The sequence below is a fragment of the Aeromonas sp. 55A genome (genome assembly GCF_051919665.1).
Lineage (GTDB): Bacteria > Pseudomonadota > Gammaproteobacteria > Enterobacterales > Aeromonadaceae > Aeromonas > Aeromonas veronii.
Genome location: NZ_JBQBEH010000008.1, coordinates 2,139,065 through 2,161,686 on the forward strand (window position 1 = coordinate 2,139,065; position 22,622 = coordinate 2,161,686).

Annotated in this window: 25 protein-coding genes; 19 read left to right on the forward strand and 6 right to left on the reverse strand. The window is 57.4% G+C overall.

Annotated elements, in window-relative coordinates; genetic code table 11:
* Window positions 1-45: 45 nt before the first annotated feature.
* Window positions 46-516 (reverse strand): transcriptional regulator ArgR, encoded by a 471-nt coding sequence (argR, locus tag ACTG2G_RS13940; RefSeq protein WP_005340378.1) that lies wholly within the window; start codon window positions 514-516, stop codon window positions 46-48.
* A 201-nt stretch (window positions 517-717) separates the two neighbouring features.
* On the opposite strand from argR, the gene ACTG2G_RS13945 reads away from it, so the two are divergent.
* From ACTG2G_RS13945 to ACTG2G_RS13970, 6 genes are all read left to right on the forward strand, one after another.
* Complete coding sequence (locus ACTG2G_RS13945; RefSeq protein WP_005357971.1) at window positions 718-1,458, forward strand: ATP-binding cassette domain-containing protein; 741 nt, start codon at window positions 718-720, stop codon at window positions 1,456-1,458.
* Window positions 1,459-1,482: 24 nt separating this feature from the next.
* Window positions 1,483-2,220 (forward strand): transporter substrate-binding domain-containing protein, encoded by a 738-nt coding sequence (locus tag ACTG2G_RS13950; RefSeq protein ID WP_335863521.1) that lies wholly within the window; start codon window positions 1,483-1,485, stop codon window positions 2,218-2,220.
* Window positions 2,221-2,223: 3 nt separating this feature from the next.
* Complete coding sequence (gene artQ / locus ACTG2G_RS13955; protein WP_123173800.1) at window positions 2,224-2,874, forward strand: arginine ABC transporter permease ArtQ; 651 nt, start codon at window positions 2,224-2,226, stop codon at window positions 2,872-2,874.
* A gap of 3 nt (window positions 2,875-2,877) precedes the next feature.
* The gene (gene artM / locus ACTG2G_RS13960) at window positions 2,878-3,540 is read left to right on the forward strand and encodes an arginine ABC transporter permease ArtM (protein ID WP_005348902.1); all 663 of its coding nucleotides are present in this window, start codon (window positions 2,878-2,880) and stop codon (window positions 3,538-3,540) included.
* 221 nt (window positions 3,541-3,761) lie between these two features.
* Window positions 3,762-4,697, forward strand: a complete 936-nt coding sequence (gene mdh, locus ACTG2G_RS13965) for a malate dehydrogenase (protein WP_005340384.1) — start codon at window positions 3,762-3,764, stop codon at window positions 4,695-4,697.
* A gap of 395 nt (window positions 4,698-5,092) precedes the next feature.
* Window positions 5,093-5,677: a tetratricopeptide repeat protein gene (locus ACTG2G_RS13970; RefSeq protein ID WP_123174217.1), complete on the forward strand. Its 585-nt coding sequence runs from the start codon at window positions 5,093-5,095 to the stop codon at window positions 5,675-5,677.
* A gap of 99 nt (window positions 5,678-5,776) precedes the next feature.
* Here ACTG2G_RS13970 and hmpA read toward each other — a convergent pair whose 3' ends face one another.
* On the reverse strand, window positions 5,777-6,970 hold the full coding sequence (gene hmpA / locus ACTG2G_RS13975) for an NO-inducible flavohemoprotein (RefSeq protein WP_421386662.1): 1,194 nt from the start codon (window positions 6,968-6,970) through the stop codon (window positions 5,777-5,779).
* Between the two features lie 111 nt (window positions 6,971-7,081).
* On the opposite strand from hmpA, the gene ACTG2G_RS13980 reads away from it, so the two are divergent.
* Window positions 7,082-7,552 (forward strand): Rrf2 family transcriptional regulator, encoded by a 471-nt coding sequence (locus tag ACTG2G_RS13980; RefSeq protein ID WP_005340388.1) that lies wholly within the window; start codon window positions 7,082-7,084, stop codon window positions 7,550-7,552.
* 40 nt (window positions 7,553-7,592) lie between these two features.
* On the opposite strand, the gene ACTG2G_RS13985 is transcribed toward ACTG2G_RS13980, so the two are convergent.
* Both ACTG2G_RS13985 and ACTG2G_RS13990 read right to left on the reverse strand, forming a co-directional pair.
* Window positions 7,593-8,873, reverse strand: coding sequence for an HlyC/CorC family transporter (locus ACTG2G_RS13985; protein WP_439985541.1), 1,281 nt, complete (start codon window positions 8,871-8,873; stop codon window positions 7,593-7,595).
* Window positions 8,874-8,915: 42 nt separating this feature from the next.
* Entirely contained in the window at window positions 8,916-9,704 is a 789-nt protein-coding gene (locus tag ACTG2G_RS13990; protein WP_123174216.1) for a cytochrome C assembly family protein, read from the reverse strand.
* Window positions 9,705-9,906: 202 nt separating this feature from the next.
* Between ACTG2G_RS13990 and ffh the strand changes: the two genes are divergently transcribed.
* The 5 genes from ffh to rplS all read left to right on the forward strand — a co-directional run bounded on the left by ffh (window position 9,907) and on the right by rplS (window position 13,419).
* On the forward strand, window positions 9,907-11,283 hold the full coding sequence (gene ffh, locus ACTG2G_RS13995) for a signal recognition particle protein (RefSeq protein WP_005357987.1): 1,377 nt from the start codon (window positions 9,907-9,909) through the stop codon (window positions 11,281-11,283).
* Window positions 11,284-11,460: 177 nt separating this feature from the next.
* Entirely contained in the window at window positions 11,461-11,709 is a 249-nt protein-coding gene (rpsP, locus tag ACTG2G_RS14000; RefSeq protein WP_005340392.1) for a 30S ribosomal protein S16, read from the forward strand.
* A 24-nt stretch (window positions 11,710-11,733) separates the two neighbouring features.
* A complete protein-coding gene (gene rimM / locus ACTG2G_RS14005) occupies window positions 11,734-12,255 on the forward strand; it encodes a ribosome maturation factor RimM (protein ID WP_005340394.1) in 522 nt (173 codons plus the stop codon).
* 34 nt (window positions 12,256-12,289) lie between these two features.
* Entirely contained in the window at window positions 12,290-13,039 is a 750-nt protein-coding gene (gene trmD / locus ACTG2G_RS14010) for a tRNA (guanosine(37)-N1)-methyltransferase TrmD (RefSeq protein WP_429204221.1), read from the forward strand.
* A gap of 32 nt (window positions 13,040-13,071) precedes the next feature.
* Window positions 13,072-13,419 carry a 50S ribosomal protein L19 gene (gene rplS / locus ACTG2G_RS14015; protein ID WP_005313505.1) on the forward strand — a complete coding sequence of 116 codons (348 nt, stop codon included), beginning with the start codon at window positions 13,072-13,074 and terminating at the stop codon, window positions 13,417-13,419.
* Between the two features lie 108 nt (window positions 13,420-13,527).
* Here the strand turns inward: rplS and ACTG2G_RS14020 are convergent, their stop codons facing one another.
* Together ACTG2G_RS14020 and mutH are read right to left on the reverse strand one after the other, a co-directional pair.
* Complete coding sequence (locus tag ACTG2G_RS14020) at window positions 13,528-13,851, reverse strand: isoamylase early set domain-containing protein (RefSeq protein ID WP_439985542.1); 324 nt, start codon at window positions 13,849-13,851, stop codon at window positions 13,528-13,530.
* Window positions 13,852-13,931: 80 nt separating this feature from the next.
* A complete protein-coding gene (gene mutH, locus ACTG2G_RS14025; protein ID WP_042084339.1) occupies window positions 13,932-14,606 on the reverse strand; it encodes a DNA mismatch repair endonuclease MutH in 675 nt (224 codons plus the stop codon).
* Window positions 14,607-15,340: 734 nt separating this feature from the next.
* Between mutH and rppH the strand changes: the two genes are divergently transcribed.
* The 7 genes from rppH (at window position 15,341) to nhaR (ending at window position 22,585) form a co-directional block, all read left to right on the forward strand.
* Window positions 15,341-15,868, forward strand: coding sequence for an RNA pyrophosphohydrolase (rppH, locus tag ACTG2G_RS14030; RefSeq protein WP_005340421.1), 528 nt, complete (start codon window positions 15,341-15,343; stop codon window positions 15,866-15,868).
* Window positions 15,869-15,882: 14 nt separating this feature from the next.
* Window positions 15,883-18,162: a phosphoenolpyruvate--protein phosphotransferase gene (gene ptsP, locus ACTG2G_RS14035; protein ID WP_439985543.1), complete on the forward strand. Its 2,280-nt coding sequence runs from the start codon at window positions 15,883-15,885 to the stop codon at window positions 18,160-18,162.
* 67 nt (window positions 18,163-18,229) lie between these two features.
* Complete coding sequence (lgt, locus tag ACTG2G_RS14040; RefSeq protein WP_031227775.1) at window positions 18,230-19,054, forward strand: prolipoprotein diacylglyceryl transferase; 825 nt, start codon at window positions 18,230-18,232, stop codon at window positions 19,052-19,054.
* Window positions 19,054-19,848 carry a thymidylate synthase gene (gene thyA / locus ACTG2G_RS14045; protein WP_201958648.1) on the forward strand — a complete coding sequence of 265 codons (795 nt, stop codon included), beginning with the start codon at window positions 19,054-19,056 and terminating at the stop codon, window positions 19,846-19,848. The genes lgt and thyA overlap by 1 nt, the downstream gene beginning before the upstream one ends.
* A gap of 223 nt (window positions 19,849-20,071) precedes the next feature.
* On the forward strand, window positions 20,072-21,262 hold the full coding sequence (nhaA, locus tag ACTG2G_RS14050; protein WP_439985544.1) for a Na+/H+ antiporter NhaA: 1,191 nt from the start codon (window positions 20,072-20,074) through the stop codon (window positions 21,260-21,262).
* A complete protein-coding gene (locus ACTG2G_RS14055) occupies window positions 21,259-21,666 on the forward strand; it encodes a hypothetical protein (protein ID WP_439985545.1) in 408 nt (135 codons plus the stop codon). The genes nhaA and ACTG2G_RS14055 overlap by 4 nt, the downstream gene beginning before the upstream one ends.
* Window positions 21,653-22,585 (forward strand): transcriptional activator NhaR, encoded by a 933-nt coding sequence (gene nhaR / locus ACTG2G_RS14060; protein WP_005340434.1) that lies wholly within the window; start codon window positions 21,653-21,655, stop codon window positions 22,583-22,585. Before ACTG2G_RS14055 ends, nhaR begins: the two co-directional genes overlap by 14 nt.
* Window positions 22,586-22,622: the final 37 nt, after the last annotated feature.

The following is a 22,622-nucleotide window of genomic DNA, read 5'->3' on the forward strand; positions in this document are numbered from 1 at the left end:
GGGATTTTTCGTTCTGGCGTGACCGCTATGATGCGGTGGCGGCCATTACGGCGTCTGTTCGAACAGCTCGAGGGCGGAGAGATAGAGCTCTTCGATATCGGTGTCGCTGGTCGGGGTGATGAAGATGGTGTCATCACCGGCGATGGTACCGAGGATCCCCTCTGCCTTGCCAAGGGAGTCGAGCAGGCGGGCGATCAGCTGGGCTGCGCCCGGGCTGGTGTGGATCACCACCAGTGCGCCGTTGTGATCGACGTCCAGTACCAGATTCTTGAGCGGGCTGGAGGTGGTGGGCACGCCCAGTTCCACCGGCAGGCAGTAGACCATCTCCATCTTGGCATTGCGAGTGCGAACGGCGCCGAAGCGGCTCAGCATGCGCGATACCTTGGACTGGTTGATGTTCTCGAAGCCCAGCTCTTGCAGGGCGGTGACGATTTCTGCCTGGGAGCCAAAGCGCTCTTCTTTCAGCAAGGCTTTAAAGGCCTTGGCCAGTTTTTCTTGCTTGTCGTTGTGTTTCATCTTGGTCTCACGAATGAGGAGGTGTGGCGGCCTGTGCGATACAGGCGGCAGATACGAACAGCGGGGCCATTTTGCATTCATATGCCGTTTTTTGCAAGGAAGCGGCGCTTGTTCTGCATATTGATTCAAAAATGGCTTGCATCAACCTTTGTTAGGGATAGAATCGGGATGAAATTTTGAAAACTTATTCAATTGGGCTGTATGGGTATTGAATTAATAGGTATCGAGAAGTCCTGGCACAAGGTGCCGGTTCTGCAACAGGTCAGCTTTCGGACATCCCCCGGTGAAACCTTGGTGTTGCTGGGTCCGAGCGGTGCTGGCAAGAGTTCCCTGCTACGGATGATGAACCTGCTGGATACCCCGGATGCGGGTGTTCTGCGGATTGGTGAAAGTGAATTTTCTTTCCCGAACTCCCTCTCTGCTGCCGAATTCAACCGCCAGTCCCAACTGCTGCGCCGCAAGGTGGGCATGGTGTTCCAGCAGTACAATCTCTGGCCACATCTCACTGTGATGGAGAATCTGATTGAAGCGCCGGTCAAGGTGCTCGGCATGAGCAAGGAGGCCGCCATCGAGAAGGGGGCCTACCTGCTGGCCCAGCTGCAACTGGCCGACAAGCGCGATGCCTGGCCTGCCCGTCTCTCCGGCGGTCAGCAGCAGCGGGTGGCCATTGCCCGTACCCTGATGATGGACCCGGAAGTGCTGCTGTTTGACGAACCGACTGCCGCCCTCGATCCCGAGATCACCAAGGAGGTGGCCGAGATCATCCGTAACCTGAGCCAGACCGGCATTACCCAGGTGGTGGTGACCCACGAGGTCGACTTTGCTCGCAAGGTGGCCAGTCAGGTGATTTATCTGGAGAAGGGGCGGATAATCGAATCCGGCACCGCTGCCATTTTCCAATCCCCGCAAACCAGCCGGTTTGCCGAATTCTTGATGCATTGATATTGAATCGATAAGGAAGCTGTCATGAAAAAGAGTCTGTTGTTGGTTGCTGCCATGGGCCTGTTGAGTACCTCCGTCATGGCCAAAGAGATCAAGTTCGCCACCGAGGCCACCTACGCGCCGTTCGAATACCTGGATGACAAGAACGAGTTTCAGGGTTTTGACATCGATCTGGCGCGCGCCATCTGCGAGCAGGCCAAGCTGGAGTGCAGCTTCCACAACCAGGCCTTTGACAGCCTGATCCCCAGCCTCAAATTCCGTCGCTACGATGCCGCCATCGCCGCCATGGACGTAACCCCTGAGCGGGCCGCTCAGGTCGATTTCTCCGACATCTATTACGAGAACTCGGCAGTATTCGTCGCCAAGAAAGATGCCTTCAAGGGGCCGGAAGAGCTGGTGGACAAGACAGTCGGCGTGCAGAACGGCACCTCCCACCAGTCCTATCTGGTGGATAACTGGGTGAGCAAGGGTCTGCTGACCGTGCCGTACGCCAGCTACCAGAGCGCCTTCCTCGACATGATGAATGGCCGTACCGACGGTGTCTTTGCCGATACTGCCGTTGCTGCCGATTGGCTGAAGCAGCACAAGGAGTATGCCGTGGTGGGTACGCCAGTGACCGATGCCAAGTACTTCGGTACCGGCTTTGGCATCGCGGTCGCCAAGGGCAATCAGGAGCTGCTGACCCAGCTGAACAAGGGGCTGGCCGAGATCAAGGCCAACGGCACCTATCAGAAAATCTTCGACAAATACTTCGCGCAGTAAGCCATGTTGAGCCTGTTGTTGGATGCAGCCTGGATGACCCTCGGGCTGGCCTTGGCATCACTGGTCGGGGGCATGGTATTGGCACTGGCGTTCAGTGCCGCCGAGCTCAGCAAGAAGCGTGCGCTGGTGTGGCCGGTGGCCACCCTGACCACGCTGATCCGTGGCCTGCCCGAGTTGCTGGTGGTGCTGTTCATCTACTTCGGCTCGACCCAGGTGTTGTTCCTCATCACTGGCGAGTATGTGGAGTTCAGCCCGTTCGCCTGTGGCGTGCTGGCGCTCTCCTTGCTGTTCGCCAGCTATGCGACCCAGACCCTGCGGGCGGCGCTTAATGCGGTGCCTTCAGGTCAACGGCTGGCGGCGCTAGCGCTGGGTTTGAGCAAGAGCCACATCTTCTTTCGCATCGTGTTGCCGCAGGCGTGGCGTCATGCCTTGCCGGGTCTCGGCAACCAGTGGTTGGTATTGCTGAAAGATACCGCGCTGGTGTCGCTTATCGGGGTCAACGAGATGATGCGTCAGGCCCAGATGGCCTCGGCCAGTACCTATGAGCCGTTCACCTGGTATGCCGCCGCCGCCCTCATCTATCTGGCCATCAGTCTGGTGAGTGAATATGGCCTCGGGCTGGCTGCCCGCTACACCCGCCGCTACGGAGGCTAACTGATGCAAGAGTATCTCGTTACGTTGCTGGGCGGTCTGGTCACCACGCTGGAGCTGACCCTGTTCAGCCTGCTGCTGGGGATTGTGTTGGCAGCCCTGATGACCTGGGTGCTGGAGCTGCGCCTGCCGGTAGCGACCCAGCTGGTGCAGCTGTGGGTGCTGCTCTTTACCGGTACGCCGCTGCTTATCCAGATCTTCCTGATTTACTACGGGCCGGGCCAGTTCGAGTGGCTGAAAGCCAGCCCGCTCTGGCCGCTGCTCAAGCAGCCCTGGTTCTGCGCCGTGCTGGCGCTGGGTCTCAACACGGCGGCCTACTCCACCCGGTTGTTCAAGGGGGCGCTCGATGCCATCCCGGCCGGTGAAGTAGAGGCGTGTCGTGCACTTGGTTTTAACGGCCGCCAGACTTTGTGGATGAAGGTGCGCCACGCCGCCCGTCATCTGGTGCCTGCCTACTCCAACGAGGTGATCCTGGTGCTCAAGGGGAGCTCCCTCGCCAGTACCATCACCATCATGGACATCATGGGGCTGGCGCAGGGGTTGAACGCCCAGACCTACGATACCCTGGCGGTGTTCGGGGTGGCTGGTGGGCTTTATCTGGCGATGAACGGATTGTTAACAATTGGTTTTCGCTGGTGTGAAAAACGGGCGCTGGCATTCCAATCCTGAGACCCTCAGATCTACCTCTTTATGGTAAGGAGAAGTGCAGAAAAACTGTGCTTCTCCTCCAACTTTTTGTATTTCCCTCCAATTTTTGCTCCCGCATGTTTCGTGGCTCACAGAACCCGTGACTGCAACTGTTATCAGATTGTTTTTTATGGGGGGATCCATTAAGGTTGGGCGCACAACAACAAACAACCTTAAACCTACGCTTAAACATGGAGTTGATCATGAAAGTTGCCGTTCTGGGTGCCGCTGGTGGCATCGGTCAAGCCCTCGCTCTGCTGTTGAAAAACCGTCTGCCGGCTGGCTCCGAGCTGAGCCTGTATGACATCGCCCCGGTTACTCCGGGTGTGGCCGTTGACCTCAGTCATATTCCTACCGACGTCGCCATCAAGGGCTTCTGCGGTGAAGATCCGACTCCTGCGCTGGTTGGGGCCGATGTGGTGCTGATCTCCGCCGGTGTGGCACGCAAGCCGGGGATGGATCGCTCCGACCTGTTCAATATCAACGCCGGTATCGTCAAGAATCTGGTCGAGAAGTGCGCGGCCACTTGCCCGAAAGCACTGATCGGCATCATCACCAACCCGGTCAACACCACTGTGGCTATCGCCGCCGAAGTGCTGAAGAAAGCCGGTGTCTATGACAAGCGTCGTCTGTTTGGGGTCACCACTCTGGACGTGATCCGCGCCGAGACCTTCGTGGCCGCCGCCAAAGGGTTGAACATCGACAAGGTTCGCGTCAACGTGATCGGTGGTCACAGTGGCGTCACCATCCTGCCGCTGCTCTCCCAGATTGAAGGCGCTTCCTTCACCGCTGAAGAAGTGGCAGCCATGACCAAGCGCATCCAGAATGCCGGTACCGAAGTGGTAGAAGCCAAGGCCGGTGGCGGTTCCGCAACCCTCTCCATGGGTCAGGCGGCTTGCCGTTTCGGTCTCTCCCTCATCAAGGGTCTGCAGGGCGAAGCCAACGTTGTCGAGTGCGCCTACGTGGAAGGCAACGGCGAGCACGCCACCTTCTTCGCACAGCCGGTACTGCTGGGCAAGAACGGCGTCGAAACCGTACTGGATTACGGCAAGCTGAGCGCCTTCGAGCAGGAAGCGATGGAAGGCATGCTGGCTACCCTGAAAGCCGATATCCAGCTGGGTGTCGATTTCGTCAAGTAAGCGAGTCAACCGTGCCAACAAGGGAGCTTCGGCTCCCTTTTGTATTGATGAGATCCGCCCTGCAGGCTAAGGGGATGGGGCTTGGTGCCGATAACAGAGTGCAGCAGGAGATCCTTATGATGAAACCCCTTACCCTTCTCGTTCTTGTCGGTGCATTCACCGCGCCCCTCTATGGCGCCGAGGCGGTATCGGCTGCCGTATCGAGCGATGCGCCTGCAGCAAGTGCATCGGCACCGACAGCAAGCAGTGCTGCGGTGGCAACGGCCCCTGTCTCTGCTGCTACGCCAGCGCCCTCTGAGGCACTTCCCGTCTTGCTTCCGGCCGAGCCGGTCACACCCGTTGCCAGCAGTGGCGAGGGGGCCGCGCCGCTGCCAAAACCGGCGGAACCTGCCGCTGTGGTGGCGCCTCCCGCACCTCTGGCCGCTGGCGAGTTGCAGGCGGTGCCGCTCTATCGTCAGGACGAGCTGCTCAACTGGATTGAGCAGGGGCGCCACCTCACTCAGGTGAAGCAGGATCGCTGTCAGCTGACTCAGGATATCGAAGCGCGCGCCTCGGTGATGAAGATCCCGGCCTATCAATTCCTCTGGGGGGATATGCTGGCGTGGGGTGTCTGTACCAAACCCAATGCCGAGATCGGGGTGCAATATATGTGGGAGGCGGCCAATCAGGGGTTGGCGCCGGCGCTGGAGCAGTTGGGCCGCTACTACTGGAAAGGAACTTTGGTGCAGAAGGATTTGGTGCGAGCCGAGACCCTGATGCGCGAGGCAGCCAGCCTCGGTTTTCTGCGGGCTCGCATCGAGTGGGTCGAGATGCTGTTGCAGGGGATGGGCAGTCCGCTCGATTATGAGGACGCCTATCGCTGGCTCCATGGCTCCGTCATCGGTGACAAGGCGCTGCACCAGAAGGCGGCGACTCTGCTCAACCGTCTTGGCAACCGGATGCCGGCCAACGTGGTGGCCCGCGCCAAGGCGATGCACTGATCCAAAAAAATGACCCACAGATCTGCACCTGTGGGTCCGGTTCCAGCCGCCGTGCCATGACAGGCCGGAGCCTCCCTCTGTTATATGGCTGCCCGCGCCTTAGAGATCTTGGTGGGGGCCAAAAACTTCGTAATGGAGCTGCCCCGTTGGTACCCCAGCCGCTAGCAGCTGCCGCTTGATCTCCTGCATGAAGCCGACAGGGCCACAGAAGTAGTAGTGGGCCTCTGGCGTGATGCGCTCCTTCACTGCGGCCAGATCCATGGTACCGGACTGATCGTAATCTTGACCCTGCACATCACTGGCCTCCGGTTCCCGATACCAGATCCGGCTCAGCAAGTTGGGATGCTGGCGGGATTTTTGCTGAATATCCTCCCGGAAGGCGTGCACAGCACCCTGTTCGCATGCGTGCAGCCAGGTGATATCAGCCTGATGGCCGCTCGCCAGCAGCTGGTTGAGCATGCTCATCATCGGTGTCACGCCGACACCGGCGGAGAGCAGTACCACCGGGGTCTGGCTGTCGGCTTTCAGGTAGAAATCGCCGGTGGGGGGCATCACTTCGATCTTGTCACCCGCCTGCAGGTGATCGTGCAGCAGGTTGGAGACCTGACCCTGTGGCTCACGCTTGACGCTGATGCGGTAATCCTGTCCATTGGGTGCATCGGAGAGGGAGTATTGGCGGATCTCCTGATATTCCAGCTCGGGGTGAACCAGCTTGATGCTGAGGTATTGGCCCGGTTTGAAGGTCAGTACCGGCTTGCCATCTTCCGGCGCCAGCAGGAAGGAGGTGATGAGGTCGCTCTCGGCTCGCTTCTCCTTGATGATGAAGGTGCGGGTACCTTGCCAGCCGCCATCCTGATTGGCCTTCTCCTGATAGATCTCCTGCTCGCGGCCGATGAAGATGTCGGCCAGCACGCCATACGCCTTGCCCCAAGCCTCCAGCACTTCGTCGGTGACCGCACTTCCACCCAATTCTTTGAGCGTGGCCAAGAGATGACTACCTACAATGTGATATTGTTCCGGCTGGATCAGGAATCCGGTATGTTTGTGCGCAATCCGTTCGACCGCACCGGTGAGTGCTCCCAGATTGTCGATATTCTTGGCATACGCGGCGACTGCATTGAACAGGGCCAGCGGCTGGCCGCCACTGCGTTGGTGGGCCAGGTTGAAGATATCTTTCAGCTCCGGGTTATGGCTGAACATCCGCTGGTAGAAGTGCTGGGTGAGGGCAGGGCCTGCCGATTCGAGCAGCGGAATAGTGCTTTTGATGACGGCAACGGTGGTTTGATCTAGCATAGGGGCCTCGTTCTAATTGAACATATAAAATGTCATTTAATAAGTGGCATCCTAGATGTTTATTTGATTTGAATCAATACTCCACTTTTCGCATCACGCTAATCAGGTTTTATGAGACTAACCAGTTATACAGATTTCGGATTGAGAGCCCTGCTCTATCTTGCCACCCTGCCGGAAGGGGAGTTGTCGAGCGTTGCCAAGGTATCGGCCCTGTATGGCGTTTCCCGCAACCACATGGTGAAGGTGGTCAATCAGCTGGTGAAGCTGGGCTATCTGCAATCCCAGCGTGGCAAGAATGGCGGTATTCGCATGGCTTGCGATCCCGCCACCATCAATATCGGGCAGGTGATCAGGGCGCTGGAAGGCAATCTGGACGGCATTGACTGCGGCTCGCCCGCTTGCCACATCGTCTCTGTCTGTCTGCTCAAGAGTGCGCTGAAAGAGGCGATGGATGCGTTTCTGGCGGTGATGGACAGCTATACGCTGCAAGACCTGCTGGCCAACCGTGACGAGCTGCAACGGGTGTTCGGCGAGTTGATCCCGACGCTGGTGCTGGAGCCGGATGATGAAGATGAGCAATGACGATGAGCAATAAAAAAGGGCTGCTACTGGCAGCCCTTTTTCAATCTTGCGAATCCGACTCCGCTCGGTACGATGCCGGCATAATCCGCGCCATCTTGACCATGTTGTTCTCCACATCGAGGATCTCGATAGGATAACCGGCCAGCCGGATCCCTATGTTGGGCTGGGGGATCTCTTCCAGATATTCGAGGATCAGACCGTTGAGGGTACGCGGGCCGTCGATGGGCAGGTGCCAGTTCATCTCCTTGTTCAGCTCACGAATATTGGCTGAGCCTTCGACCAGATAAGAACCATCTGACTGGGGGTGGATCTCGTCGCTTGGCGCTGGCGTCATGGAGGTGGTGAAGTCGCCCACGATCTCTTCCAGAATGTCGTCCAGAGTGATTAGACCCTGAATATCGCCGTATTCGTCGACGATCAGGCCAATTCGCTCCTTGTTGCGCTGGAATTTGGCCAGCTGCACGTTGAGCGGCGTTCCTTCCGGAATGAAGTAGATCTCGTCTACTTCCCGCAACAGGCTCGATTTATTGAACTGATCCCTGGCTACCAGTCGCAGGGCATCGCGCGCGTGTAAAAATCCGACAACGTCGTCGATATTGTCGCGATAGAGCAGGATCTTGGTGTGAGCGCAGTGGGCCAGCTGGCGCTGGATGCTCTTCCAGTCATCGTTGATGTCGATGGTGTAGATATCGCTGCGTGGCACCATGATGTCCTCGACCAGCATCTTGTCGAGATCCAGAATGCTCAGCAGCATCTCCTGATGACGCTGGGGGATCAGGTTACCCGCTTCATTGACGATGGTGCGCAGCTCCTCGGTGTTGAGGGAGTCATCCTTGTTGGGATTGATCTTCAGCATCTTGAGCAGGCCGCTGGTGATGCCGTTGATCAGCCAGACCAGCGGTGAGAGCGGCACCATCAGCCCCTTGAGGATCCAGGAGGCGGGATAGGCGATCTTCTCCGGAAACATGGCGGCCAGGGTCTTGGGGGTCACTTCACCGAATACCAGTACCACCAGCGTCAGCCCGAAGGTGGCGATGGCGACCCCGAGATCACCAAACAGTCGGATACAGACGATGGTGGCGATGGCGGAGGCGAGGATATTGACCAGATTGTTGCCGATCAGGATCAGCCCCAGCAGGCGATCGGGGCGGGCGAGCAGTTGCTCGACGCGACGTGCGGCTTTGTGTTTGGTCTGTGCCAGATGCCGCAGTTTGTAGCGGTTGATGGACATCAGGCCGGTTTCGGCACTGGAGAAAAAGGCGGAAAGAAGGATCAAGATAACGAGAACAATCAGTAATGTACTCGTTGAGATGCTGTCCAAAAAGGGCTCCTGTTGGATGGTATGGCTAAAAGAGTATAGGTGTCAGCTCAACAGCACTTCTTTGACGAAGCGGCTGCCAAAGTAGGCAAGAGTCAGGATGAAGCTGCCAATCAGACTGAGTGTGATGACTCTACGGCCGCGCCAGCCATAGGTGTGATGACCCCACAGCAGCAACACGTAAACACACCATGCCAGGATGGAGAGCACGGCCTTGTGAGACTTGCCCTGGGCGAACATATCTTCGAGGAAGAAGAGGCCGGAGGCGATGGAGAGTGTCAGCAGTAGCACCCCTGCAGAGATCAACTGAAACAGTCGTTTCTCCACCGTCATCAGTGGCGGCATGGCTGGCAGGTTGCTGATTTTTCGAGATTTAAGCTGCTTGTCCAAACAGGCGAGCTGCAGCGCAAACAGACAGGCGATCATCAATACCGAGTAGGCCATCAGGGCGAGGCCGATGTGCAGCAACAGCTGGGGATGGGCCTCCAGATGGGTTATGTAGCGACCCGGGATCAAGGCGCTGGCAGCCAGCAACAGGGCCGAGAAGCTGTAGACCACCGGCAGCAGGATCCAGCCGTTGAAGCGGCGGGTCACGCAGGTCATGAAGCAACTGATGATGAGGCTGACCAGCGAGGCAACGTTGAGCATGCTCAGGTTCTGGCCGTAACTCTGCAATACCTCTGAACCGAGGGCGCTGGCGTGGGCGATCAGGGCCAATCCGATACAGGCAAACAGGGAGCGCTGTCCCACCGGCTTGGCGCTCAGTAACAGATGCAGGGAGGCGATGATGGCCAGCAGATAAAACGCCAGGGCCAGAACAGAGATTACGATCATAACCAGGTCGTTGTTGCACAAGCTTTTGAGGGTAAGAGGGGCAGTATACCTTGCACGAGAAGTGCTCGCCAGTTGTGCAACGGCTGATCTGCCCATATATAGGGAGAAGGTCCCTGCTGCTGCGGTGCGGTGAATAATCGTCCTCGCGCCCGCTCTGGGTTATAATGCCCCCAATTTATTACGCCAAGAACCGGAATCCGTCATGTTTGAGAATTTGACTGAACGACTCTCGCGCACCTTGCGCAATGTCAGTGGCCGTGGTCGCCTGACCGAAGACAATATCAAGGAAACCCTGCGCGAAGTCCGCATGGCGCTGCTCGAGGCGGATGTCGCCCTGCCGGTCGTGCGTGATTTCGTGGCGCGTGTCAAAGAGCGCGCAGTCGGGCAGGAAGTGGCCAAATCCCTTAGCCCGGGCCAGGCATTCATCAAGATTGTGCACGGTGAACTGGTCACCGTGATGGGGGAGGCCAACGAACAGCTCAACCTGGCTGCCCAGCCGCCCGCCATCATCCTGATGGCTGGTCTGCAGGGTGCCGGTAAGACAACCACGGTTGGCAAACTGGCCAAGCTGCTCAAAGAGCGCAGCAAGAAGAAGGTGCTGGTAGTCAGTGCCGACGTCTATCGTCCGGCGGCGATCAAACAGCTGGAAACCCTGGCCAATGACATCGGTGTCGACTTCTTCCCGAGCGATGCCAGCCAGAAGCCGGTCGATATCGCCACCGCAGCCATCGATCAGGCGCGCAAGAAATTCTATGACGTGGTGATCGTCGATACCGCCGGTCGTCTGCACGTCGATAGCGAGATGATGGCCGAGATCCAGGATCTGCATGCCACCATCAAGCCGGTCGAGACTCTGTTCGTGGTGGATGCCATGACCGGTCAGGATGCCGCCAACACCGCCAAGGCGTTCAACGAAGCGCTGCCGCTTACCGGTGTCATCCTTACCAAGGCGGACGGCGATGCCCGTGGTGGTGCTGCACTGTCGGTGCGCCACATCACCGGCAAGCCGGTCAAGTTTATCGGTATGGGTGAAAAGACCGATGCGCTGGAGCCGTTCCACCCGGATCGTCTCGCCTCCCGCATCCTCGGTATGGGCGATGTGCTCTCTCTTATCGAAGAGGTCGAGCGCAACGTCGATAAAGAGAAAGCAGCCAAGCTGGCCAGCAAGGTCAAGAGTGGCAAAGGCTTCGATCTGGAAGATTTCCGCGAGCAGTTGGCCCAGATGCGCAACATGGGCGGCATGATGGGGATGCTCGACAAGCTGCCCGGCATGTCCGGGCTGCCGGATAACGTTAAAGATCAGATGGATGACAAGCTCACTGTGCGAATGGAGGCGATCATCAGTTCCATGACGCCCAAGGAGCGTGCCCATCCCGACCTGATCAAAGGCTCTCGCAAGCGCCGTATCGCCGCAGGCTCCGGCATGCAGGTGCAGGACGTGAACAAGCTGCTCAAGCAGTTCACCGAGATGCAGCGCATGATGAAGAAAATGTCCGGCAAGGGCGGCATGCGCAAGATGATGAGCCAGATGAAGAACATGATGCCCCCCGGTTTCGGTGGCGGTCGCGGCCCGTTCTGATCCGGCCTGCGTGTTGATGGGGGTCTGCAGTGGCAGGCCCCTTTTCATTGCCGCTCTGCGCAAAAAATGGCTGGCTTGGTTGCAATTATTACGAATCCAAGTAGAATTACGCGGCTTATTTTAAGCTAGGGTCCGCGTGTTTGCGGGCCTTGTTCATTAGATGTTAATGAGGACGATATGGTAACCATTCGTTTACAACGTGGTGGCGCGAAAAAGCGTCCGTTCTACCAGGTAGTAGTTTCTGACAGCCGTTGCGCCCGTGACGGTCGCTTCATCGAGCGCGTTGGTTTCTTCAACCCGGTTGCTGCTGGTCAAGCTGAAAAGCTGAACCTGGACCTGGCTCGTATCGAGCATTGGGTTGCTACTGGTGCCGCTGTTTCTGACCGCGTTGCCAAGCTGATCAAAGACGCTAAAAAAGCTGCTTAATCAGCCCAACGGTAAGGAGTTAAGGTGGAAAAACCTGTAGTTCTGGGCACCCTGGGTACCGTTTATGGCATCAAGGGCTGGCTTAAAGTGAACTCCTTCACCGATGTTGCCGAAGCGATTTTCGATTACAACCCCTGGCTGATTAATCAGAACGGGGCGTGGCGTGAAATTCGGGTTTCATCCTGGAAACGTCACAACAAGGGTCTGATCTGCAAACTCGATGGTATCGATGTGCGCGAAGATGCCCTGGCATTGACCAATGTCGAGATTGGCGTACCCGCCGATCTGTTGCCTGCGTTGCCTGAAGGTGAGTTCTACTGGCGTGACCTGATTGGTTGCTCCGTGGTGACCACCAAGGGATACGACCTGGGCAAGGTGACCGAATTGATGGAAACCGGCTCCAACGATGTGTTGGTGGTTGAGGCCAATGTAAAAGATGCCTTTGGTGCAAAGGAGCGGTTGATTCCGTTCCTGGAAGAGCAGGTGATCAAGAATATTGATCTGACTGCTCGAACAATCGAAGTTGATTGGGATCCTGGTTTCTAGTTTCCCGCGCTAACACGGGTGCCGGAGGTTTCTTATGTGGATTGGGGTTATTAGCCTCTTCCCTGAAATGTTCCGAGCCATTACCGAGCACGGGGTAACGGGTCGGGCCGTCAAGAGTGGCCTGCTGCAGATTGAGTGCTGGAACCCTCGGGAGTTTACCCACGACAAACACCGTACGGTCGATGATCGTCCTTATGGTGGTGGGCCCGGCATGTTAATGATGGTTCAGCCGCTGCGTGACGCGATTCATGCAGCCAAGCAAGCAGCGGGAAACGGGGCGAAAGTCATCTATCTCTCTCCTCAGGGACGCAAGCTGACTCAAGCGGGCGTAACCGAGTTGGCGACGAATCAGAAACTGATTCTGGTAGCCGGTCGATACGAAGGTATCGATGAACGCGTGATACAAACCGAAGTCGACGAAGAGTGGTCTATCGGGGATTACGTGTTAAGTGGTGGCGAGTTGCCTGCCATGACCCTGATCGATGCGGTTTCGCGTCTGGTCCCCGGGGTTTTGGGCGATCAGGCCAGTGCCGAGCAAGACTCCTTTACGGATGGCTTGCTGGATCATCCCCACTACACTCGGCCGGAGGTGTTGGATGGATTGGCGGTGCCCGAGGCGCTGACAAGCGGCAATCACGAAGTGATTCGACGCTGGCGTCTCAAGCAGTCGCTCGGACGAACCTGGCAAAGAAGGCCGGAACTTATTAACAACCTAGCTCTGACTGACGAGCAAGAATCACTTCTTGCCGAGTATGTCCGCGAAGTGCGTGACAGCGTTAAGTAGAGTTTTCAGTTTATCCTAGGTAAGGAAAGACAATGAGCAAGATTATTCAGCAGCTTGAACAAGAGCAACTGCGTACCGACATCCCGGCTTTTGCCCAGGGCGACACTGTACGTGTTCAAGTTCGTGTTAAAGAAGGTGGTAAAGAGCGTCTGCAGGCTTTCGAAGGCATCGTTATTGCCAAGCGTAACCGCGGTCTGCACTCTGCTTTCACCGTTCGCAAGATCTCCAACGGCGAAGGTGTTGAGCGTGTATTCCAGACTCACTCTCCGCTGATCCACAGTGTAGAACTGAAGCGTCGTGGTGATGTTCGCCGCGCCAAACTGTACTACCTGCGCAACCTGTCCGGTAAAGCTGCTCGTATCAAAGAGAAGCTCAACTAATTCGATTCGAATTGGTGTCGGTATGTCGGCAAATAGCTCGACAGGTAGTGAAAAGGCTCGCCAATGGCGAGCCTTTTTTGTATCCGCCTATTGGCTATCTGGGGGCCGTTACTGGATGACCCGAACTACCGAGTTGTCGCGCCCGAAGGGGCCTGGCACATAGTCGTCTGCTGCCCAGTCATTCTCGTAGAGGGTTTTCCCTGCCGGAGTGATGAGCTGGTAGCAATATTCAAAGTACCCCGGGCCGTCGGTCGGCAGATTGAGGGTGGCTTTGAATTCGCCGCTCTTCATGCGTTTCAGCTCGACCGGTTGCCACTGGGTGAACTCGCCGATCAGCATCACCTGTTCCGCCCCTGCAGCCGCCTCTTTCTCTACGGCAAAGGTCACCTTGACCTCGGGCTTGGACTTCAAAAACTGTTTGATCAGTGGCATGACGCCTCCTTGTCTGTGAGTTAAAAATGGCTCCTGTCTATTTTTATACCACCATATGACAAAGATGTTGATAAGGCAGATCAAGTCGGCAAGGCAAAATAGCGTTGCAGCAAACTGTGGGTAAAGTCGATCTTGAGATAGAAGCCGCGGGGCAGGGTCATGATGGGTTGACCATCGCGGCCGATGGCGCGAGTCAGCGCCTTGTTGTTGGCCGCCTTGGGCCGCAGTTGCATCACCTGGCCGTGGCGTGCGCTGATCTGCTCCACTTCTCCCAGAACTATCATGTCCATGAGCTCCTCCCAGTCCTGACGCAGTAGCCGATCTTCCTCTTCATTCGGGCTCCACATCAGCGGCATGCCGACCCGCCGCTCGCCAACCGGGATCTCCCGACTGCCTTCCACCGGGATCCAGAGCACCCGGGAGAGCTTGTTGCGTACGTTGGACTCCTCCCAGCGCTGGCCGCTGACGCCGATCAGCGGGGCAACGCAGACGAAGGTGGTCTCCAGCGGTTTGCCTTGAGGATCCACGGGGATCGTCTTGAGTTCGATCCCCAGCTCCGGGAAGTCCTGCTCCGGCTTGCTCCCTGCGCTGGCTCCCAGTTGCAGCTCGATCAACTGACCGACCCACCCCTTGTCCCGGCGAAGGTCTTTGGGCACAGCGACGCCAGCCTCGGCGGCCAACTGCGCCAGCGTGAAGCCGGCCATGGCATAGGCGCGGCTCAATAACTCCTGCTCGGATTGGGGATTGCTTGGCATAGTTGGCTCCATCTTGCTCACCATATTCTAACAGGGGAGGATCCCGAGAAGGATCGCTGTTTTTATAACCGATCCTGAGTGGATAAGATTAAATGCAGAAAATTTGGTGACTACCAGTTCATCGTTATGATTTTAAAGGTTTTTGTCTGTTCTATCGAGCAGTAATCCAGGTCTGGTTTGACCTCTAAATAGTTGTCCAAGGGTTTGTGCATGATGTTACACACAGTTATCCACAGAAATCTTGGATAAGTGGATGAAAGTGGGAGGAGTCGCTGATATGTTACAAAAAATTGTGAATTCCACCCCATTTTTACAGGGCAAACGGGGTAGATATTGTGCCAGACCTGTGGATAATTTCGCCACGGTGGATCTTTGAGCAGTGGAACTTGTTCACAATCCGGATCATGGATCTGGCTCTTGGGGTGACATGGATTTAGATCCAGTTATTTTGTCTCAAGCATATAAAAAATAATGATTTTTTATATTGAATGTCGCGTGAGGATCCGGAGGGGCACTTTTCGCGCACAGTTAAAAAGTACTGTATATACCCGTTTGCTAACAGCTTTATGCACAGCCTGGGTGGGCAACTTGGGGGGATCGGATCCTTGGATTTGTTTATAAGTATGTTTGAAATCGAAAGTTATTCATGAAACAGGGGATTCACTCCTTGTTTGCTGCCACGGAGTGAATGTGGAACAATCTCCTTATAGATTCAGCCTTTATAAGGTGATCACGTGATTGATGGTGACGGATTTCGTCCCAATGTCGGTATCGTGATCTGTAACCGTGAAGGACAAGTGTTGTGGGCTAAACGCTATGGGCAGCACTCCTGGCAGTTTCCGCAGGGGGGGGTTGATGATGGTGAAACGCCAGAGCAGGCCATGTATCGCGAGCTGTATGAGGAGATTGGCCTCAAGCCCGAAGATGTGACCATCATGGCCACCAGTCGTAACTGGCTAAAGTACCGTTTACCCAAACGTCTTGTCCGCTGGGACAGTTCACCGGTCTGTATTGGCCAAAAACAAAAATGGTTCCTGTTACAGCTGAATTCGGGCAAGGAGTCGCGGATCCAGTTCGGCTGTCATGGCCATCCCGAATTTGACGACTGGCGTTGGGTCAGCTTCTGGTACCCGGTGCGTCAGGTCGTTTCGTTCAAGCGGGAGGTTTACCGCCGGGTCATGAAAGAGTTTGCCCCGCTGGCGATGCCAGTGCCGGCAGTGCAGGTCAACAAGAAGGATGGGCGGCGCAACCGCGCCCGTTAAGGAGCACAGATTAGTTGTTAACGGAATTGAGACGTATCGTCGAGAGCATGGCTGAGGCCAACACCCTCGAGCAGGCCTTGCAAGCATTGGTGAGCCAGACCCGGCACGCCATGGCAGTGGACTGCTGCTCCGTCTATGTCTCGGAACCCGAGGTGCGCCGCTATCGCCTGGCGGCTACCGACGGCTTGGCCCCGTCCGCGGTCGGCAAGGTGACTCTGCCCTACGAGCAGGGCATCGTCGGTCTGGTGGGTCAGCGAGAAGAACTGATCAACCTGGCTGATGCCCCCACGCATCCCAGTTTCAAATTCCTGCCCGATGTCGCCGAAGAGGCGTTCCGCTCCTTCCTCGGCGCCCCCATCATGCACCAGCGTCAGGTGGTCGGCATTCTGGTGGTGCAGCAGAAGGAGAGCCGCCGCTTCGATGAGGGGGAGGAGTCCTTCATGGTCACCCTGGCGGCCCAACTGGCGGGGCGTATCGCCCAGGCACAGGCCAAGGGGTGGCTGCAGAAGACCGACTGGAGCAAGCCGCTGCGCGGTATTGCCGGTGCCAGCGGTATCGCCATGGCCAAGGCCTGGGTGTGGCGGCCCCGCAAGGCACTGTCGTCCATTACCCCGCGCAAGGATGAAGACCATGCCAGCCAGCTCGAACGGCTGGAGCTGGCGGTGGAGGAGGTGCGTCACGACCTGGAGAGCCTGGCGCTGCGTTTTCGCGAGAGCTACAGCCAGGATTCGGTGGCGATCTTCGATATCTACCTGCATCTGCTGAGCGATCCTGGCTACATCAAGCCCATTCGCAACAAGGTGAGCAAGGAGCACTGGACTGCGGTCTCGGCGGTCAAGCTCATCAGCGATCGCCTCATCGAGCAGTTCAAGGGGATGAAGGACCCGTACCTGCAGGAGCGCTCCACCGATGTGAAGGATATTGCCCAGCGACTCATCAGTCGACTGGTGCAGAACGAACCGGAACATATCGCCATCGGCGAGCCAGTGGTGCTGGTTGCCGACGAGGTGACCGCCACCATTCTGGCAGAAGTACCCCGTGAATATCTGACCGGGGTGGTGTCGCTCAAGGGGGGGACCAACTCCCACGCGGCCATTCTGGCCCGTGCCATGGGGGTCGCCGCCATCATGGGGGTGGATCTGCCCCTTGGTGACATCGGCGGTCGCATGCTGGTGGTCGATGGCTACAGCGGCGATCTCTTCATCGAACCCAATCAGGTGATCCTGACCGAGTATCGTCAGCTGCTAAGCGAAGAGCGGGCACTCGATACCCTGGTGCGCAGCGTTGACAACCTGCCATCCGAGACCGCTGATGGCACCAAGGTCTCCCTGCTGCTCAACGCCGGTCTCAGTGCCGATACCGAAATCTCGCTTAATCAGCTGGCGGACGGGGTGGGTCTCTATCGCACCGAGATCCCCTTTATGCTGCAGGAGAGCTTCCCCTCCGAGTGGGAACAGACTGCCCGCTATCGCGGCATTCTGGAGACCTACCGCAACCGGCCGGTCTGCATGCGGACGCTGGATGTGGGCGGCGACAAGCCGTTACCCTATTTCCCCATCGTCGAGGAAAACCCCTTCCTTGGCTGGCGGGGGATCCGGATCACCCTGGATCACCCCGAACTGTTTCTGGTGCAGCTCAAGGCGATGCTGCGGGCCAGTGAAGGGCTGGACAATCTGGCCATCATGCTGCCGATGATCAGCAGCGTCAGCGAAATCAAGGCCTCCCGTCGTCTGCTGGATCAGGCGTGGCGAGAGGTGTCGGAAGAGGCGGCGAGCCGCGATGCGGTGATCCGCTACCCCAGCCTCGGGGTGATGATCGAGGTGCCCTCAGCCCTCTTTATCTTGCCGGAGATGGCGCCGCTTATCGACTTCTGGTCGGTGGGTAGTAACGACCTGACCCAGTACCTGCTGGCGGTGGATCGCAACAACTCCCGAGTTGCCAACATCTACGATGCCTTTCATCCTGCGGTGATCCGCGCCTTGCAACAGCTGGTTGATGCCTCCCATCGCTATCAGAAGCCGGTGTCGGTGTGTGGTGAACTGGCCGGTGATCCGGTCGGTGTGCTGCTGTTGCTTGCCATGGGCTATCGCCGCTTCAGTATGAACACTCACAACATCGCCCGGATCAAGTACGTGCTGCGTCAATCCACCCTGAGCGAGTTGACCGAACTGATGGCCGATGGCCTCAAACATGACAACCCCCACGTACTGCGCGGCCTGTTTGCCCGCTATCTGGAGGAGCATGGTTTGGGCGGTTTGCTGCGAGCCGGTCATAAATCGAAACAGAGTGATTGATAATCATGCCTTGTCCCTGCTGACGAATGATCGGAAAATGCGGCTTTTATTTTGACTGGGGCCGCATATGCAGCACGATGGATATTGGGTTTTCTCGCAGATTGATCCCGTAGCATTCAGTTTGGGACCACTATCAGTACGCTGGTATGGTCTCATGTACCTGTTCGGTTTTGCGTTTGCCATGTGGCTTGCCGGCCGTCGCGCCGATGCACCGAACAGCGGCTGGACCCGCAACGAGGTGTCGGATCTGCTTTTCTACGGTTTCCTCGGGGTGATCCTCGGTGGCCGTGTCGGTTACGTGCTGTTCTACAACTTCGATCTCTTCCTCGCGGATCCCACCTACCTGTTCAAAATCTGGACCGGTGGTATGTCGTTCCACGGTGGTCTGATCGGGGTGATCACCGCGATGATCTGGTTTGCTCACAAGACCAAGCGCCACTTCTTCACCGTGGCCGACTTTGTGGCACCACTCATTCCGTTCGGTCTCGGCGTTGGCCGCATCGGCAACTTCCTCAACGGCGAGCTGTGGGGCCGGGTCACCGATGTGCCTTGGGCCATCATCTTCCCGGAGGCCGGCCCCGAGCCGCGTCATCCCTCCCAGCTCTACCAGTTCGCACTGGAAGGGGTGGTGCTGTTCATCATCCTCAACCTGTTCTGGCGCAAGAACCCACCGCGCGGCGCCATCTCCGGGATGTTCCTGCTGTTCTACGGCCTGTTCCGCTTCCTGGTGGAGTTTGTGCGCCAGCCGGACAGCCAGCTCGGTCTCTACTTCCAGGAGATCAGCATGGGCCAGATCCTCTCCACCCCGATGATTATCGCCGGTGCCCTGATGATTTGGGCCGCCTACAAGCGTCCACAGTTGTTCGGTAATGCCGTGAAGGAGGCGAAATAATGCGAGCTTATCTCGACCTGATGCAGAAAATCCTCGATGAGGGCACCGTCAAGTCAGACCGTACCGGCACCGGTACTGTCTCCCTGTTCGGCCATCAGATGCGCTTCAATCTGGCGGAGGGGTTCCCGCTGGTGACCACCAAGAAGTGCCACCTGCGCTCCATCATTCACGAGCTGCTCTGGTTCCTCAATGGCGATACCAATACCGCTTATCTAAAGGAAAATGGCGTCAGCATCTGGGATGAGTGGGCCGACGAGAATGGCGATCTGGGGCCGGTTTACGGCGCGCAGTGGCGCTCCTGGCCTGCCGCTGACGGGTCTGTCATCGACCAGATCCAGAAGGCGGTGGATGACATCAAGCACAACCCGGATTCGCGCCGCATCATCGTCTCCGCCTGGAACGTGGGCGAGCTGGACAAGATGGCGCTGGCTCCCTGCCACGCCTTCTTCCAGTTCTATGTGGCGGACGGTAAGCTCTCCTGCCAGCTTTACCAGCGCAGCTGTGATGTGTTCCTCGGCCTGCCGTTCAACATCGCCAGCTATGCCCTGCTGACCCACATGATGGCCCAGCAGTGCGATCTGGAAGTGGGTGACTTCGTCTGGACCGGTGGTGATGTGCACCTCTACTCCAACCACATGGAGCAGACTGCGCTGCAGCTATCCCGCGAGCCGCGCCCGCTGCCGACCCTGATGATCAAGCGCAAACCTGACTCCATCTTCGACTATAAGTTCGAGGATTTCGAGATCGAGGGTTATGACCCCCATCCCGGCATCAAGGCGCCCGTCGCCATCTGATAGCAAGGCGCCTCAGGGCGCCTTTTTTATGCAGTTAAATAATTGAAAATTCATTTTACTGACTAATAAGACGGTAGCCAGAGACGAGGAAAAACCCGCTTATAGCAGGTATGTTCTATTTTGCTTTCGGTTTTTTCGTTGTATTGAGCAGCAAGAAACGATTTTCCATTGGTTGTTGCAAGGGATAGACTCAAACCAAAGCAATACGGTGGAAAATTTAACCATGAGTGACGTAATCAAAAAGTTCCTGAAGCTGGAGGCCGCCTCCGGAATTATTCTGATCATGGCTGCCATGCTGGCAATGATTTTAGCCAATACCGCGCTGGCTGGCGGGTATCAGGCGTTTCTCGATACGCCGGTGCAGGTGCGCATCGCGGCCCTCGACATCAACAAGCCGCTGCTGCTCTGGATCAACGATGGCTTTATGGCGATCTTCTTCCTGCTGGTTGGCCTGGAAGTGAAACGAGAAATGCTGGAAGGGGCGCTCTCTACCAGGGTTCAGGCGACCTTCCCGGCTATTGCGGCGGTGGGCGGCATGCTAGCTCCGGCCTTGATCTACGCCTTTTTCAACTACTCGGACGAAGTGGCGCGTGCTGGCTGGGCGATTCCGGCTGCGACCGACATCGCCTTTGCCCTCGGGGTGATGGCGCTGCTCGGCAAGCGGGTGCCGGTGAGCCTCAAGGTATTCCTGTTGGCGCTGGCCATCATGGATGACCTGGGTGTTATCATCATCATCGCACTCTTCTATACCCAGCAGTTGTCGCTTGAGGCGCTGGCGATCGGCCTTCTGGCTACCTTTACCCTGTTCTGGATGAACCGTCGTGGCGAGGACAGGATCAGCCTCTACATGCTGGTTGGTCTGGTGCTCTGGGTTGCGGTGCTGAAGTCTGGCGTCCATGCGACCTTGGCAGGCGTGGTAGTGGGCTTTATGGTTCCGCTTAACGGCAAGCGTTACGCCTCGCCGCTCAAGTATCTGGAGCACAAGTTGCACCCCTGGAGTGCCTATCTGATCCTGCCGCTGTTTGCCTTTGCCAACGCCGGGGTATCGCTGGAAGGGATTGGTCTCTCCTCCCTGCTGAGTCCGGTACCTATGGGGATCATGCTGGGGCTGTTTATCGGCAAGCCGCTCGGGGTGTTCACCATCAGCTGGCTGTCGGTCAAGCTGGGCATCGCCCAGTTGCCGCCCGGGGTCAACTTCAAGCAGATTTTTGCGGTCAGCATCCTCTGTGGCATCGGGTTCACCATGTCGATGTTTATCGCGTCTCTCGCCTTCGAGCACGGTGGGCTGGATTACGGCAGCTACTCTCGCCTCGGGATCCTGGTGGGCTCCACCATGGCGGCGGTAGTCGGCTATCTGGCCTTGCGCATGGCCCTTCCCAAGGGTGAAGGGGAACAGAGTACGGAGGGACTATGAAGCTGCATACAGGGTTGTTGATGCTGTTGTTGAGCCCCGCGGCATGGGCCGGCGGGCTGGAGGATTGCAAGCAGGACGCCACTTCGGCGAACTGCTCTGCCTATCTGAACGGGGTGGTAGACAGCGCCCTGCTGCTGGGGGAAAAGCAGGCCAAGGCGCGCTTTGGCGAGACCTTCTCCGAACGGGCGCTGAGCAGCCGGGCTGGCGAGATGGTCAAGCGTTCCAACAAGCGTTATTGCGCTGACCGGATGCCTGACAAGGCACGCCTCAAGGCCAGTCTGATGGAGCAGTTTGGCGCGAACAAGGTTGACTCGGTCAGCGACATGTATGACATTCTGGCGGTTGAACTCAGCTGCTACCGGAGTCCGCGTCAAGCGGGAACCCCATCGGATGTCACACCTTAACTACAACCATCTCTACTATTTCTGGATGACTCAGAAGAAGGGCTCCGTTACCCAGGCAGCGGAAGCCCTTTTTTTGACCCCGCAAACTGTCACCGGTCAGATCAAGCTGCTGGAGCAGCGCCTCGGGGGCAAGCTGCTCAAACGCAAGGGGCGCTCTCTTGAGGCGACCGAGCTGGGCCAGCTGGTGTTTCGCTATGCCGACAAGATGTTCAGCCTCTCCTACGAGATGCTCGATATCGTCAACTACCGCAAGGAGAGCCAGATCCTGTTCGACGTCGGTATCGCCGATGCCCTCTCCAAGCGCCTTGCCAGCCGCGTGCTGCTCTCTGTCATCCCCAATGATGGCTCCATCCATCTGCGCTGTTTCGAATCAACCCACGAACTGCTGCTGGAGCAGCTGAGCGAGCACAAGCTCGATATGATCCTCTCCGACTGTCCGGTGGACTCCAGCCAGCATGCGGGGCTGCTCTCCAAGCGGTTGGGCGGCTGTGGCGTCAGCTTCTTCTGCAAGGCGCCATTGCCCGAAAAGCCCTTTCCCGCTTGTCTGGAAGAGCGCAAGCTGTTGATCCCTGGTCGCCGTACCGCCATGGGGCGTCAGCTGACCCAGTGGTTCGAACAGCAAGGTGTCTCCCCCAGCATTCTTGGCGAGTTTGATGATGCCGCCTTGATGAAGGCGTTTGGCTTCTTCAATCAGGGTATCTTCATGGCTCCCACCATCTATCGGGAGGAGATCCTCGAGGGGGAGGGGGTGATGCTGATCGGGGAAACCCAGGATCTGATGGAGGAGTATTACGTCATCTTCGCCGAGCGGATGATCCAGCATCCGGCGGTGAAGCGGGTCTGCGAGAGCGATTTTACCTTTCTCTTTTCCGGGCAGGAGAACTTCTCCGCCATCCAGCCGGCCACCCTGTCGTTTTAAAACGACCCGTCACCACGTATCATCGGCGATGAGTGGT